The organism is Yaniella soli (assembly GCF_054782375.1).
The window spans coordinates 1-14,915 of sequence record NZ_BAAGSP010000021.1 but is presented as its reverse complement, the minus strand read 5'-3'; the positions used below and the strand labels follow the sequence as shown (position 1 = coordinate 14,915).

General features: G+C 52.7%; 13 protein-coding genes and 2 pseudogenes. 11 read left to right on the top strand and 4 right to left on the bottom strand.

Going from position 1 to position 14,915, the window contains the following annotated elements:
- Nucleotides 1-14: 14 nt before the first annotated feature.
- Nucleotides 15-1,331 (top strand): 3'-5' exonuclease, encoded by a 1,317-nt coding sequence (locus ACYVJT_RS11060; protein WP_343957794.1) that lies wholly within the window; start codon nucleotides 15-17, stop codon nucleotides 1,329-1,331.
- Between the two features lie 189 nt (nucleotides 1,332-1,520).
- Nucleotides 1,521-2,435, top strand: coding sequence for a hypothetical protein (locus tag ACYVJT_RS11055; protein WP_343957792.1), 915 nt, complete (start codon nucleotides 1,521-1,523; stop codon nucleotides 2,433-2,435).
- A gap of 916 nt (nucleotides 2,436-3,351) precedes the next feature.
- Here ACYVJT_RS11055 and ACYVJT_RS11050 read toward each other — a convergent pair.
- The 3 genes from ACYVJT_RS11050 to ACYVJT_RS11040 all read right to left on the bottom strand — a co-directional run bounded on the left by ACYVJT_RS11050 (nucleotide 3,352) and on the right by ACYVJT_RS11040 (nucleotide 6,532).
- The gene (locus ACYVJT_RS11050; RefSeq protein ID WP_343957790.1) at nucleotides 3,352-4,143 is read right to left on the bottom strand and encodes a class I SAM-dependent methyltransferase; all 792 of its coding nucleotides are present in this window, start codon (nucleotides 4,141-4,143) and stop codon (nucleotides 3,352-3,354) included.
- A complete protein-coding gene (locus ACYVJT_RS11045) occupies nucleotides 4,140-4,274 on the bottom strand; it encodes a hypothetical protein (protein WP_343957788.1) in 135 nt (44 codons plus the stop codon). The genes ACYVJT_RS11050 and ACYVJT_RS11045 overlap by 4 nt, the downstream gene beginning before the upstream one ends.
- A gap of 401 nt (nucleotides 4,275-4,675) precedes the next feature.
- Nucleotides 4,676-6,532, bottom strand: coding sequence for an alpha/beta fold hydrolase (locus ACYVJT_RS11040; RefSeq protein WP_343957786.1), 1,857 nt, complete (start codon nucleotides 6,530-6,532; stop codon nucleotides 4,676-4,678).
- A gap of 1,139 nt (nucleotides 6,533-7,671) precedes the next feature.
- Here ACYVJT_RS11040 and ACYVJT_RS11035 point away from each other — a divergent pair.
- The 6 genes from ACYVJT_RS11035 (at nucleotide 7,672) to ACYVJT_RS11010 (ending at nucleotide 9,765) form a co-directional block, all read left to right on the top strand.
- Entirely contained in the window at nucleotides 7,672-8,004 is a 333-nt protein-coding gene (locus ACYVJT_RS11035; protein WP_343957784.1) for a hypothetical protein, read from the top strand.
- Between the two features lie 157 nt (nucleotides 8,005-8,161).
- Nucleotides 8,162-8,329, top strand: a complete 168-nt coding sequence (locus tag ACYVJT_RS11030; RefSeq protein ID WP_343957782.1) for a hypothetical protein — start codon at nucleotides 8,162-8,164, stop codon at nucleotides 8,327-8,329.
- 59 nt (nucleotides 8,330-8,388) lie between these two features.
- Entirely contained in the window at nucleotides 8,389-8,865 is a 477-nt protein-coding gene (locus ACYVJT_RS11025) for a hypothetical protein (RefSeq protein WP_343957780.1), read from the top strand.
- 122 nt (nucleotides 8,866-8,987) lie between these two features.
- The gene (locus ACYVJT_RS11020; protein WP_343957778.1) at nucleotides 8,988-9,212 is read left to right on the top strand and encodes a hypothetical protein; all 225 of its coding nucleotides are present in this window, start codon (nucleotides 8,988-8,990) and stop codon (nucleotides 9,210-9,212) included.
- Nucleotides 9,213-9,214: 2 nt separating this feature from the next.
- Entirely contained in the window at nucleotides 9,215-9,481 is a 267-nt protein-coding gene (locus tag ACYVJT_RS11015; RefSeq protein ID WP_343957776.1) for a hypothetical protein, read from the top strand.
- Nucleotides 9,478-9,765 carry a hypothetical protein gene (locus ACYVJT_RS11010; RefSeq protein WP_343957774.1) on the top strand — a complete coding sequence of 96 codons (288 nt, stop codon included), beginning with the start codon at nucleotides 9,478-9,480 and terminating at the stop codon, nucleotides 9,763-9,765. The genes ACYVJT_RS11015 and ACYVJT_RS11010 overlap by 4 nt, the downstream gene beginning before the upstream one ends.
- Nucleotides 9,766-9,873: 108 nt before the next feature.
- On the opposite strand, the gene ACYVJT_RS11005 is transcribed toward ACYVJT_RS11010, so the two are convergent.
- Nucleotides 9,874-11,106, bottom strand: a complete 1,233-nt coding sequence (locus ACYVJT_RS11005) for an IS110 family RNA-guided transposase (RefSeq protein ID WP_343957772.1) — start codon at nucleotides 11,104-11,106, stop codon at nucleotides 9,874-9,876.
- 1,034 nt (nucleotides 11,107-12,140) lie between these two features.
- Between ACYVJT_RS11005 and ltrA the strand changes: the two genes are divergently transcribed.
- The 3 genes and pseudogenes from ltrA to ACYVJT_RS10990 form a co-directional block, all read left to right on the top strand.
- The gene (ltrA, locus tag ACYVJT_RS11000; protein ID WP_343957770.1) at nucleotides 12,141-13,463 is read left to right on the top strand and encodes a group II intron reverse transcriptase/maturase; all 1,323 of its coding nucleotides are present in this window, start codon (nucleotides 12,141-12,143) and stop codon (nucleotides 13,461-13,463) included.
- A gap of 105 nt (nucleotides 13,464-13,568) precedes the next feature.
- Nucleotides 13,569-14,486: pseudogene (istA, locus tag ACYVJT_RS10995) on the top strand (IS21 family transposase); the annotation flags it as partial.
- A gap of 56 nt (nucleotides 14,487-14,542) precedes the next feature.
- Nucleotides 14,543-14,824 (top strand): annotated as a pseudogene (locus tag ACYVJT_RS10990) (transposase); the annotation flags it as partial.
- Nucleotides 14,825-14,915: the final 91 nt, after the last annotated feature.

Here is a 14,915-nt window from a genome sequence, read left to right as displayed (position 1 = left end):
GACACTGTCACCATATGACCAGACCTATGACCTCAGCGCAGCAACGCCAGCAGAATAACCGGCGTGCCGGCGGACAGTACGACCACAAGCAGCACTCCGAAGCTGACGACATCATCCTGCAATCAGAGGCAGGTGGTGGCGGGGTGGAGACCTTCGTGCACCGCGACGACATCGAGATCGAAGCATTCCAACAGCTGCATGATGCTAATACCACCAATATTCAGAGACTCATGGCTTCAGAGAAAAGGTTCTGGGACACATATAACGACAACAAGCGTCGCAACGGTCGCGGCTCCTATCGTGCGTTTCCAGCTGATGATGCGATGTACCAGGCGCATCTGGACCGCAAGGCCGCGTTTTATCAACTATCTTTGACCGATGTCGCCCATGCTCGTCACGCCGAAGCGCACGGCGTTGACCGTTCCAAAATGCCGCTGACCAGTTACAGCCACTACCAGCGCGAAGCCGAGCAATTCGAGCAGTGGAAAGCACGTCAAAACGCTGACAGCGGCGAAGAGTATGTTCACAGGCCGAATCCATCAATGAACGATGACTATCATTTCTACAAAGCCAAGCGCATGTTGTCGGTTTTCACCGGTCGGCACACTCAAGAAGTCGAACGCCGAGCCAACGATTTGATGCAGCAACGGAGCATGGACCGCCACGAAGCGATGCAAGAGCTCTGGTCAACAGCCAACATCCGAAAAGATAAGCCGCTGGTGTTCATCGACTTTGAGACAGCCTGCCGCACCAAGGAAGACATCGGCACGGTTGATACCGGCCAATACTCCGACATCATTGAGGTCGGGTATGAAAAGGTGCATCCAGATGGACACGTCGAGTCCGATACGTTCTTACTCGACGCTGACCAGAGCCTGAAAGCTTTGGCCGGCACCGGCGCCCAGCACGTGCACAACATTACACCTGAGATGATCGAGGGTAAGCCGAAATTCTCTGACCCTAAAGTGCAGCGTCAGATGATGGAGGTTATGGATAACTCGGTCATGGTTGCCCACAAGGTGAACTTCGAGCACACCCAGCTGTCGTACTCACTGAATGGCTATGCCGGTAAGTGGCGCGACACCTTGGACACCAAAGACATCATGACCTACTTCGTCAAAACCCCCGAGAGCGCTGGAAACCGAATGCAGGACATGGTGCAGCTGACCGGCGGGTCTTATGGCGACGATGCGCACCGCGCGATGGCTGACGTGCAGATGATGCGCAGAGCCTTCGACACGGTGGTGCAAGGCGACCGGGCGGCGTACATGTCGGGGGATCACGAGCACTATCGCGCGGTGGAGCAGGACAACAGTCAGACGGACCAGTAGCAAAAACACCCCGGACACTACCGCTCTAAGGCCCACACCCTCGGTTCAGTCAAGCCCCTAAACTTGGCAAGGGCTCCATGACCCTGTTGGACGTTTCCTTCATTTTTCTTACGACAGACAAGAGTTACCTGCCGGCTGGTGTGGGCATTTTGCTGCCCTGAATCTTGGGGTGCCGGACACTGCTGGGACATGATCGAAATCCCTGAACTCTATATCGAGCCACAACAGGTTCCCAGCACTGGCTCGGCGACATTGTTGGGTTGGCTGGTCGCCTTCGTGGTATTGATAGCAACAGCACTGGCATTTCTACATTTCAGTCAGCGTTGGATCATCCGTAGAAACAGAGCTATTCAACGCAGTGACCGCCTGTTGCTCAAAGCATTGGATCGCCAAGAGGATCGCACAGAGCTGCCAGACAAACACGCTCAGGAACTTTTTGACAACGCCCTGACACTAGACCCTAACCACAAAAGGTTGCTGAGCGGAGCCAGAATATCTACGGTCGGCGAAGCTATTTGGCTGATTCGGCAAGAGGGATTTGAAGCACGGAGAAGATCGCTCATGAAACATGGCTCTTATGTTCCCGCAAAATACCAGCTCAGCTACCAACTGATGCCGACCCTCATCCTCTCTATCATGCTGGCGGCAGTGGGATTATTTGGTGCCCATGAGTACGTCAAACTCTCTGACGAACAGCTGAAGCACGATGCGGGAAACATTCCGGATCGCAACGATGAAGCAATTCGATCAGTCGATGAGCAGATCGCTTCAACCTACGGTGACACGACTCAACTTCGAGACAGCTCTGATGGCCACTATGCAGTGGACCATGACGACTTTGTCAGTGCTCTAACCAAAGAACCCCGCGAAGGGAAGTACGAGAGCGTCACCATTGCACTGCGACTTGATGACGGTACCTTTGTTGAGGATGCCCGACTGATCAGCCAGTCATCTGATGACCCCACGGTCAACCACACGGTGCACATCGAGATACCTGACAACGATTCGGGAAGCGATGGGGTTGTTCGTGAAACTCAGATAGCAGTAGCTGACCAGGGAGATTCTCTGAGTGTCCGGTATGCATCCTTCGTAAATCCCATCTGAAATTGAAAAAATTCCATCCCTTGATGCATCACACAGACCAGCCCAATAGAAGACTTTCTTGCAATTGTCTTGGATATCTGTGTATTTCTGTTGTCCCCTTCTCAACTGAATTTCGCAGAGCGAGTTATGAGCGTAGGTGCGTAACGTGCTGTGCGTGTTAAATATGATGTGGACCAAAGTAGCTGATGACGGTCCGGAATGATTGCCGAGATATAACTGGTCATGGTTCTGGGCACGACGAGTACCACCAGCACGTGAGAGGGGAACTCAACCACTCGAAGGGGTGCTTGCCTATAGGAACTGAGGCCTTTTTGTCGGCAAGTGAATTTTTAAATACTGCTGAAGTTGGGTATCACATGCTTTTTTGACGATAGAATTCGACGAAATTACTTCAGAGGAAGTGCTTACGGCAAACAGGACGTAGTTATAAAAAATCAATCGTGGCCTGCTGCCTTCGTTCTGCGCACGCTGACACAATGGGGAAACCAGGGATATTATTTACGCCGTAAAGCGTGAACCCGCGGTCTTCGCATGGTGAGTACGGGGGTATTCCACATGCAAGGTAGTCGACTGGATTACCTTCACCACCTCGTGGTTATTAGGGCAACCTTGCCCTACGCACTAGGTCTTGCGCTTGCGCTTAACATATGTGTAAATAGCGCCTGCGACCCAGCCAACAACGGACCCAACAACGATGGACCCCACAGTTCGCAAAATCCAATTATCGATAATTCCAATCAACACTAAATTAAGCAGTACAGCCGAAAGTATCAATGTAAGGACTTGAAGACGTTGCTTGGGAGTGATTTGCTGTAGCTCAGACAGGCGAGAATTCATGCGCGGTACTCTAATTCCTTGCTTATGGAGATGATGTTGCCTATTTGATCGCTGTATTATCAATAAATCACTTTTGTTCTTATATAGGATTCTGCGAAGCTTTTGTAAAAGTTTCAAAATTCATAAGAGGTCCGTTTATTTGGTCTAACTGTTGTTTAAGTGTAGTAGAAAGCTCTTCCTGAGGTTGGAATCCTGCAATGAGAGCACACTCACGAAGCAGTTCTGGAGGTATAAGCTGAGATCGCTCAGTAAAGCGGCGCGCGATACTTCCTGATATCCACACAAATTCGGCATTGTACTGATCGCCAACAACTTCGGTAAATGAGGCCAGACCTGAGGTTTCTGAAACCTTGGTGTAGGTCTTGTCCACGAGAGGTGCCGATAGGGCGGTGGTTCGCGGGTCGAGTGAATCTACCAATAGGATGCCTCCCGGAACTAAGGAACGGTAGACATTCTGAAAGAAGGGTAACAGTTTTTTTCTACCCAAAAGTGACGTCAAACCACAAAAAGCGATGGCAGCATCGAAAAAGGAGTCAAGCACCAGAGGCAAAGAACCTCCGGCATCTCCGGTTTCGAACGATATTGAAACTGTTTCTTGTGTTTCAGCACCTTGTCGTTCTAGTTTGACCAGGGCCTTATCAATCATGGCTGCAGAGATATCTAATCCTACGAAACGACTTAGAGACTTTTGCTCAGCGAGTCTCTTAATTAGAGGGAAAGATATGCGACCTGTTCCGCAACCGAACTCCACTAATTTGCTACGACCTTGCAAGAAACCTGCATAAGCTTGAATTTCCGGACTCTCTGAGGTGAGTCGAGGCATCATATCGTCATAAAAACTAGCCTGTAAATCATAATCTTGTTCAATCAAATTTCGTCCTTAAGATAATGTCCCTTTGAAGTGAAGAGAATTTTTGGTTCGGCGGCTTCTTCGAATCCATCGTGGAGGACTATAAGAAATTGCGCCCCCACAACATCTGGATTTTCATCTTCACGTGCCATACGAAGGTAGAACTTTACAAGCGAAGAGTATGCTGGTGAGTTCTCGACAGCCCTGCTATCTCTGGAATTTAGCAATGGCAATAGATCGCTTGACATGTCGAAAACAGCTTTCGAAAGTCGTCTCTTAGGTGCCCAAAGATTTGTTACTAATTTGCGACTTCCATGTCGGATGGACTTTCCCCATGCTGTAGTGGAGCCGTCTGAACGGATAAATCTGTGCAGCGGCTCATAGTCCTGCATAGCAGGCCGTGGGGCGAAAAAGCTCCACATAGGGATAAAAGCTCCTGGATCTTTGACTCGAAGCCGGGCATAATTTGGCCCCGGCATTTGTTGCAGTACTGTCGCGCAGAGCATACCTGCTAGGCCGCACACTACTAGCTGCTCAAGCCAACTCCTTTTGATCATTTGTATCCCTCCGACTCGAGATTAGTTAATACTTTCTGCGCCAGTGTGATTCCGTATTCTGGAGTAGTGAACATCGTGTCATGTCTTCCAGGCACTGTAATAACATGAGTGGAGCTATCTCCGAGGACTTTTTTAGGGCTATTCGGTAATTGCTCTTGTAGAGCGCGAGTTGATTCCAGTTCCATAGTTGTCTCCGCTGCGAATACCATCCTGGGAATGTCATGCTCAAATAAATCTCCCCTATACTTCGATACTTCGTTCACAAGACTCCGGTATTCGCGCAGAGCAGCTGTCCACAGTCTATGGTTTCGCTCCGCCGATACGGCTCGTTTCCTATTGACCAAGGGTAGATTGCCAGAGGGGGGAGTGGGGTTCATAAGCGCCCCCAGACCAAAGAGAGTTTTGATTCGTTGGTTCTTGAAAACTTCCTCAAGATTAGAAATATCACTCGAGGTAAGTGATCCATCAATAAACTCGTTCAGGTTGGTACTATCAATTAAAACAACATAATCAATGAGGGACGGTATCTGGTTGGCCAGTCGGCGAACTATTTCTCCTCCTAAAGAGTGGCCGATCAGGATAATTCGCTGGTTTCCAGCAAAGTCGGCGACTAAACCTCGGAGATCGTTTACCGCGTCGTTCAGGCTCCAGCTGGTTTTATCTCTACGTGCGAGGATACTTGCCCCATAGCCTGCTCGCTCGTAAGTCAGGATAGAATGATCAGATTCTTCGCAGAGGCTTCTAAAGAACCATTGATAAGTTTCAGTCGGGGCACCCAGGCCAGCTTCGATAACGAGTAAATGGTCACTTGTTCCCCTTCTGTACAGGAAGCTTAGGGCGTTTCCCGAAGTCGATACCTTATGATCCCAACCACTTGGTAACGTCCGCACTTGCAAGTTCCGCAGTACAGCTGAAATTCCTATCGAGGAGAGCGCAAGAAGCAACATGCGTAGAGCGCTTTTTGGGAATTCTGAACTGAACTGTCGACTACCGTCAGCAGTGGGAGCCGCTATCGTGTTTATAGCCGGATGAAGGCTCGCGAAAGCCCAGGCAAATCGCCCCAATCCCATGAAGTGTGCATTAGCCGCATGAAATATTAGAGCTGATATAGAGTAGGTTCGAGTCAACCAAGGATAGGGTAGCAAAGCTAGAGGATAGCTAATCTCCCAAGCTATAGTCAACCAGTTTGCAATCTTGGCGAGTCGCGGGTGGGTCTTAAAGAAGGTCCACAGCTTCTGGTGTCCGTAGGAATTAGTCCTGAGGACACCTTCGAGAGCGATACCTTGGCGCCACTCCTTTCCCAGTAGCTTGGCAACCCCCGCGACGGCGTAGGAGAGTACACCCTGCATTCCCGTGTACCAAATTGCGGCTTCTTTAATAGAGCTGTTCTGACTCAGACGTCCAAGAGATGCCGGAGCTAGTGCTTGCATCGCTGCCTGATCGGCGCCATCAGAACCATAACGGTTATAGAGAGAAAACAGAGCTTCCGAAGTAGCTAGGAAACCGGCCGCTGTGCCGCGGAGAATGTTGCCTAATCTATCCCCTCGGTCAGGAGTGAGCGCGAGAAAGCCGCCAGCTACTACCCGTGTGGTGTGAAGACCTACGAGCGCCCATTTTCGGTCCAACGCCTTAAATAACAAGCGCGATACCTGAGTTTTTTGAGGATTTTCATTGTGAAGTGGTGAGGCACGACGTATGCCACCTTCATCTAATTCTTCATGATCAACCAGCGCTTCTAGACTACTCATACCCATACTAAATCCGGCGAACCGCTCTGAGATCGAGAAGGTTCGCCGGATATTGGTACGAGGAGAGAAGGTCTGGTTTTTACGCTTGACCTTCCGAATCCACATATATGTAACTATCCGCCTTGAATGAGACTGCGTACTATATCCCCCGTTAGCCATCCAGCCGCAAAACCCGCATAAGCAAGTGTAGGTGTAGCCAGTATCGCTGTTGACTGTGGAGAGCTGATGGTAACTTTATCTAGTGGAGCATGTTTTGCTATTATTTCGACTGAGTTTAATAACATTTGCATCATCCAAAGCAGTTATTTAATGCTGTGTACATCCCGAAACCTATTGCAGCGAATGCCGGTACAGGGGTTACGAGTGTAGGGATGTTTGAGTCTGTGGTAATTGAGATCCTGTCGAACGGTGCATTGTCGTCACTTATCTGATCTATGAAAGTAGTTAGCGTAGACACGTAGTGCTCCTATTTGATTTTGATCTAAATAATGCCTTATTCGTTAGGCAATTAAAGACTGTAGCAAAGTGTGATAAAAATTGCACGACCTAAGTCACACTGATGAGTTGCGGAGGGTGTGGTTTGCAATAAAAGTCTTAACCGCTACTCTTCGGCGGGGTATGCGAGTCTTTTCAACCAGTCCTGTTCGAGTTAGAATGCTCATGTCATCAGGTCGTTGACATAAGTAGGAGTTTCAATTTAGCTAGATTCATGGATTATCTCGCACAAGCACACTTGGAATTGACGCAGGGTCGGGAGCGGCTTGCGCTTGCCGTGCAGAAGGCACGACAGGAGGGTCGTACATGGGCTGACATAGGCGCTGTCCTTGGGGTAAGCCGACAAGCGGTCTTCAAGAGATTTTCTGGGAATGCAACACTTGGCGACGGCTTGATCCAGCGTACCGATAAATAACTCTTCTCACTGACCGAGGCTGATTATGCTGGTGGTTCCGGTTTCTGGTTCGGGCAGGACCACCGGTATTACCGCAGACAAATAGCCATCCTAGCGCGAGTGATTCGTCACCTCTGGGCGTTTCATGATCATGGGTAACAGCCTTATCGCAACACTGGCCGCTCTGACTGTCCCATCGGCTTGAGGGGTTGTGACTGATAAGCAGATATTCACGGGTGCTCCTCATTAGGAGACCTTTCGATGGCAAAGAAGGCCGCTATTTCTTGGGCAATCTGTAGCGCGTTATCAAAACCCAGCACGATTTCGTGACATACGCGCCTGACACTTGCAGGACATGACTCAACCATTGTCAGTAGCCCAGCAAGCCCAGCAGAACAATTGCGACACCGGTGGACGATATGCCGCCAAAACCCACTCCGAAGCAGATTTCAGCCTCGACCTCAGCCAACCATATTTAGAGCCTCACGAGCTAGCTGGCCAACAGTTTCTCGATGACCTGCTATCACTTCTCCAGTGGACGCAAGACCGTTTTCGCACCCATGAGAGTCAAGCCGACCCATCATTTCTGGTTGATGTTGGACTGCCGTCAGAGACTACAATCCGCTCTGTAGAGTTCGGCCTCACCGACGATCCTGGCGATGGCACGCAAAGCTCGGCTGGCAAATAGCCGTCATGTCAGCGGTATCCGCTCCGATGAAATCGACAACATCACCCCGCAAAATGGTGATCAAAATCGTCATGGACTGCCAGAACCACCCTGAAAAGGCCGAATACATCGGCTCCCTGGAAAGGCCGCCCTTGCCCAGGTCGAAAACGAAGTTGCCGTGCGCCAAAATCATCGTGGCATCATGCCATACCCCGTCTCCGCGCTGATCACCCGAGGCAGTGGACTTGAAGCCATCCGCCACAACCTTGCAATACAACTGGGCCGTCCACCCAAGCGCTCCGAAGTCGTTGCGGCTTGGAATGAACGCAAAGCCCAGCGAACATAAGTCGGGTCCGGACACCGTAGATACAGCACATCAGTAGATCAAGTTTTTAGGAGCAACCCATGGCAGTGCCCGTTGTACATATAGAAGAACGCCAGGCCATTGACATCTTGCACCAGTCAACAGAAAAAGGCGCAGACAGCGTCACCCAGATGCCGCTATTCCACGTCCAAGAACATGGACAGATGGATCACGTGCCAAAACCTGCCGTCATGCGTCTTCACGATGAAATTGATGCCAACAATATGGTCATGGAGACAGTCACCCAGGTCACCACAGCACACCTCTTTGCCGAGGGTCGCAAAGGGCTAGAGCCGCTGGAAAACATTGCCGATGACGTCGATGAAACTCGATACATGGTCATCACCCAGCAGCTCGTTGTCGATCTGGATAACGACTACCTCACCGACGAAATCCACGACCTGATCGACCAGATTCTCTCGTTTCCCAGACTAAAAAAGCTCGAAGAACGCCGCGCCGCACTTGACGAGGACATCGAGCAGCAACGCGAACTAAGCATGGAAGCAAACCGCCGATGACTGGTCATCGTCTCCGTGCCCGACGCAACCCCAAGTCACTCAGAGCCTGGCTGCACGATGACACGGCTCAATGACATGTTGAAAATGCTGCCAACAGCATTGCACACGGCATCGGTGAACTGATGGCTGAACATGCCAAGTCACTACATGAACTGTACCGGGATTTGCCAGGCGAACTGATCGCGGCACGCCTTGCTAAAGCCGTGGAAGACAGAGTGAAGCAGCAGGTTGGAAATACAGCAGCACAAGCCAGAACACAACAATGGCCGCTATCTGCCATCGCCGAAGCACTGGGACTCCAACCCACCAGCGACCCGCGTTCACTGTATCCAAACATCGAAAGCTGACATTGACCGATCTGCCGGACGTAGTCAAAGTAGACAGCATTTCGGCACAAAGTAGAGAGTTCACCACCATGCAAGCAGAAGAGTTTTATTCGGCATACCAGGTCAGCTTTGACGGCATTGGCCGAACCATTGAAGCCGCGTACCACGGCTATGACGACTCCGATCCGATCATGGTGGAAGCCGACAGTGCCGGTCAGAGGTGGGCCGAGGCGCTGAAATATGTGGCGACCGTGGACCAGACCTCATCGCAGCACCAGGAGCAAACATGATCCCGCGCGGCCTCTTGCACGGCAAGCCCGTCCGATTTGAGGATGTGCGCATCGGCGATGTCATCGACACCTATCACCCTGTCATGGAGCATAGTTCGCGCTTCCACCGGCGCATGGGTCAGATCGTGACCAGTGTTGGACCAGTCAAAACACCGTCTGGAACTATCAACTATCGCTGCGATCTGCACACCGATTACGACATGATCTGCCTGCACTTTGATCTATGGATTCAACTGAGACACCGGGACACCAATATCCAGTCTCTCAGTCGCCGGACACGGTGAAGGTGAACACGAAATTCGCATCACCGAAGGGGCATAGAAATGGCCTACCCAAACCCTGCTGAACACCCGCAGATCATCAAATGGCGGGGGGTGCCTCTATCGTTTTTGTCAAGCGGCTTGGGCAAGATTGTGGCCGGTTTTTTGAGGTGTGGGGGCTTGGTAGAAGGTGCCATCGCGTAGCATGGCATACAGCGTATCGAGGCGTCGCCGAGCGAGGGCAATAACGGCTTGTTTATGGGTTTTGTGTTCGGCGCGTTTCTTATCGTAATAGGCCCTGGAGGGGTGATGAGAAAGCGAAGCGAACGCGCTGTTGAAGAGGGCAGACTTCAGCCTCTTATTTCCGCCGCGGTTGGCAAATTCCCCACGAATAGAGGTGCCAGATCGCCTCGTGGTGGGTGCAATACCGGCGTAGGAGGCCAGGTGGCCGGCGGTCTTGAACTCTTTGCCGACGACTTCAGTCAGCAATCGGCTAGCGGTCCTGGTGGCAACGCCGGGGATCGACATCAGGACCGGGGAAAGAGGGTGGTCATCGACCAACGCTTCCACTTGGGCCAGCACCTGGGCCCGCTGAGCATACAGTGTGGTCAACTGGGCAGCCAGCATCGGTACGATTGTGGCAGCAGCACTCGTGCCGGGTACCACCACGGTTTGGGCCTGTAAGGCATCAAAGATTCTGGTGGTCAGTTTGGCCGCCAACCGCGGATTATGCTTGGCTATGCGCTTGCGCACATGACCACGACCCGCAGTGTGCAACGCGTGCGGGGTTGGCCACCGGGTCAACACATCCTGGACCCCGGTGTGGTGCAGTTTAGGGCCCACTACCCGTTCCAGACCTGGGTGCATCTGGGTGAGCAGCCCGCGGAGTTGGTTTCGGGTCGCCGTGGTGGTGGCTAGCAGGTCATCGTCAAAACCGGCCAACACGGCCAGCTCCGCAATCTGCTCATCGGAATCAGCAATTGCCCGCAGGGTGGCGGGCATGGTGCGCGCGGTTTCCGCGATAATGTAGGCATCTCGGGCATCGGTTTTCGCGTTGCCGGCATGCAGATCCGCGACTCGGCGCATCGTCAGTCCTGGCAGATACGCCACCTCCACCTGGTCGAGTGCTTGAGCCACCGCTACTGGCAGGGCACCGATGGTAGCCGGCTGATCCACCACCAGTAATGCTGGCCCGTACTCACGGACCAGGTCGGTAATAATGTGTTGTAATTTTGCCTCGGTGTTGGGTAATGGCTTGTCAAAAACCTTGGTACCGTCGGTTGTCAGCGCGGTGGCATGATGTGCTGATTTGCCAACGTCTAACCCGATACATACCGCGTACTGGTCAAGGTTGAATGCCGTCATGTCAGACCCCTCCTGGTCGCTAGCATCCCTTGGTGTGTGTGATCAACTAGAAGCAGGCCAGGTGAGCAGAGAAATCCGGCCAGTTCAGCGGCTGGTTTCCTGCCAAAACAGCGATAAGAATCCGGCCACTTGAGCACCGTGGTCTCACGGTGCGGAGAAATGTTGATCACCCTTGTGACGGGTGGTGTGTTGTGTCGTGTTAGATACGGCGATGGGCACCGTCTGTCCGGTTATATAAGTTCCTGAAGCGCTGCAGCCTTTTCACAACCAGCAGCGCGTGGAAGGAACTAGAAAGTCCATGACGGTGCCCATGCGTGCGCCGTGAGGCGCTTGTTGATCGAGTGGAGGTGCGAAACCTTCACCAAAGGCCTTGTCGTAGCAGGGTCGTTGTAGCTGAGAGCAGCCTGATCCAGGAGACGCTGGTTCAGGTGGCAAGCGGCTCTGACAAAGCACGGACGTGCTAGGACTGCCAGATAGGGCGGGTCGTGCAAGCAAGATGAAAAGGCATACGAGAGGAACCGTCGTTTTACGCTTCTCAAACTGTCGCCGGCCGCAACCTGGTGGATTGGCCGGAGGTGGCGCACAACCACGGATATCGTGGTTGACTCTTGTCCTGTGGGTATGGGTCAGGGCGGGAGGCTGTGATGAAAACGCTACGGGGTAGTCACAGCGAGGTCACAGGAGCAGAGACGGGTGCCTCCTTCATCAAACGATCACAAGTGAACACGGGAACCACCCTGATCCTTGCCGCCTGGATCACCACCAGTGATCACGGGTTGGCTGGGCTCGTTATCAGTCGATCGGATCAGGATGGGGCGGAGCCGTTGTAGTACTTTGAGGCCGGGAAAGCCGGTCACGTGGGGAAGAACGGCAGCGGAAGTGAGAAGGAAAATATGAGTACTGTCATAACGAAAGACGGACCGGTGAATACCAGTCCTCCACAGATTCGGGAGTCGCCGGAGCTGTGAGTATCGCAGATTCAGACGAAACTTCACCACTGGGCCACGGCTGATCCCAGTCGTCGGTTTGATGATGTGTTTAACCTCGTGCACGACCCGACTACGCTGCATGTGGCGTGGCAACGGGTTGTCACGAACCAGGGTGCACGATCAGCAGGATCAGATGGTCTCACGGCCACGATGATCGCTGAAGACATTGGTGTCTCCTGGTTCCTGAACGACCTGCGAGAGCAGTTGAAAACGGGCACGTTTCGTGCTCAACCGGTGCGTGAACGCAAGATCCCTAAACCTGGCGGTAGCGGTAAGCTGCGTCGGTTAGGGATTCCCACGATCGCGGACCGGGTGGTTCAGGCAGCCGTGAAGATAGTGCTGGAACCAATCTTTGAGGCCGACTTTTTGCCGGTCTCTTATGGGTTTCGGCCCAAGCGGCGGGCTCACGACGCGATCGCTGAGATTCAGATGTTTGGGTCCCAAGGGTATCGTTGGGTCCTGGATGCTGATATCGAAGCGTGTTTTGACCGGATCGATCATACCGCCCTGATGGGGCGGGTTCGGGATCGAATCAAAGATAAGCGCGTACTGCGGCTGGTCAAAGGGTTTTTGAAAGCCGGGATTCTCAGTGAACTTGGTGATCACCAAGAAACCTATACCGGTACCCCGCAGGGTGGCATCTTATCGCCAGTTTTAGCTAACGTTGCGTTATCGGTACTTGATGAGTACTTCCATGCACCCTGGCAGACTGGTGGGAAAATGTCCACCAATATGCGCCGGACGCGTCGACGGTGGAAGGGTCTACCTAATTGGCGGATTATTCGTTATGCCGATGATTTTGTCGTGCTCACGAATGGATCCAAAGACCACCTGGTTGAGCTGCGCGAGGAGATTCATGAGGTGCTATCACCGATGGGACTCGTCTTGTCTGAGGCGAAGACCCAGATCGTGCACATGAGTACGGGCTTTGAGTTCTTAGGGTTCCATATCCAATGGGCCAAGAAACAAGGGACCCAAGATACCTGGCATGTTTACACCTTTATCGCCCCTCGGGCGATTGCCTCGGTGAAACAGAAAATCAGGGATCTGACCCGTGCCACGTCACAGCAAAGTCTCAAGGATACGGTGATTCGGCTCAACCGAATCACCCGTGGCTGGTCAAACTATTTCCAACATGCGGTTGCTAAACACACGTTCCGCCACGTGCAGCATGTCATGTGGTGGCGCATTGTGCGATGGCAACGTGTGCAACACCGTTGGAAATGGCAAGACGTTCGTCGATGGCTCACCGACCATACCGGTCGGTGGCATCCCATCAGCGCGGACGGGATTACGTTATACAATCTCGCCGAGGTCCCGATTCGTCGGTACCGCTATCGAGGCAACAAAATCCCCGCCCCGTTTTGAACGAGCTGAAACCATCCCAGTGACAACGACCGTGGAGAGCCGGATGCGGTGAAAGCTGCACGTCCGGTTCGGAGAGCGGCCTGGGGGAACGGATCACGAGCAATCGTGGCACCGCGCCTCAGGCCGACTCTACCGATACAAGAAGATATCAGAAAACTCGATCGATTGGGAGTTTCTCAACGTGAAATAGCCAAGCGCTTATCGATCAGCCGCGATTCAGTGGCCAAATACCTTAGCCAGCAGGATTTCTCTCCAAAACCACAACCGTTAGCACAACGTCCCGGTGGATCTGTGGTGGCTAGGTTTACCCCGATCATTGATCAGTGGTTGGTCGACGACCAGAAACGCTGGCACAAACAACGCCACACCGCTCGGCGCGTGTTTGACCGGCTGGTCGCTGAGCATGACTATCCGGGCTCGTATTCACCAGTGCAACGCTATGTGAAACAATGGCGAGCTGAGCATCGCCAACCTGCTGATGGTTACAGCGAGTTGGAATGGCCCGCCGGCACCGTGCAAGTCGACTTCGGTCAGGCCCAAGTGTTCCTTGCCGGGGTGATGACCGTGGTGCATGTGTTAATCGTGACCTTCCCGTTTTCTAATATGCGTTACGCCCAGGCCTATCGTGGTGAAACCGCTGAGTGCGTCTGCGACGGATTGCGCACGATTTTCGAACATATCGGGGCGGTGCCACCGATGATGGTGTTCGATAATGCCACCGGCATTGGCAGACGCGTCCAGGATAAAGTGCTGGAAACCAAGCTGTTTTCGGCCTTCAGACTGCATTATCGAGCACATTCGCGTTATTGCAATCCGGCCTCAGGACATGAAAAGGGCAGCGTGGAAAATGCGGTGGGGTTCTTACGCCGCAACCTGATGGTGCCCGAACCTGATGTCACGTCATTGAAAGCCTTGAATGCCATGCTGCTGGCCCGCTGCGATGAGCTAGCTGCCAAGGAGCATTACCGCCAGCACGTGCCGATTAGCCAACTGTTTGCCGAAGATCTAGCTGGGGTTAGCCTTGAAAAGTGGACATCTTCGGTAGCGGGATTTCGGTCTTGCTGGAAGGATGTTCAGTGATGAATGAGCAGAAGAAACAGCGTCGGTCGTTTACCGATGAGTATAAGCGTGAGGCCGCAGGGCTGGTGATTGATACTGGCCGATCGATCGCTGCGGTGGCCCGGGAGATCAAGGTCGGTGAGCAGACGCTAGGCAAGTGGGTGAAGCTTGAGAAAACCCGGCGTGGTCCTGCTGCATCGACAGGCCCGTTGAGCGAGGAGGATCGTGCGGAGCTCCAGCGGTTGCGTCAAGAAAATTTTGAGCTGAAAAAAGATAACGAATTTTTGGGAAAAGCAGCCTTGGATTCAAATCGTCAAGGCAACACCGTGGGCTTCGGCTTCGAGTGGGGTTCGGTAGCCTAGGCCTTTGCGGGGTCGGGTGTTGAGTTCATGG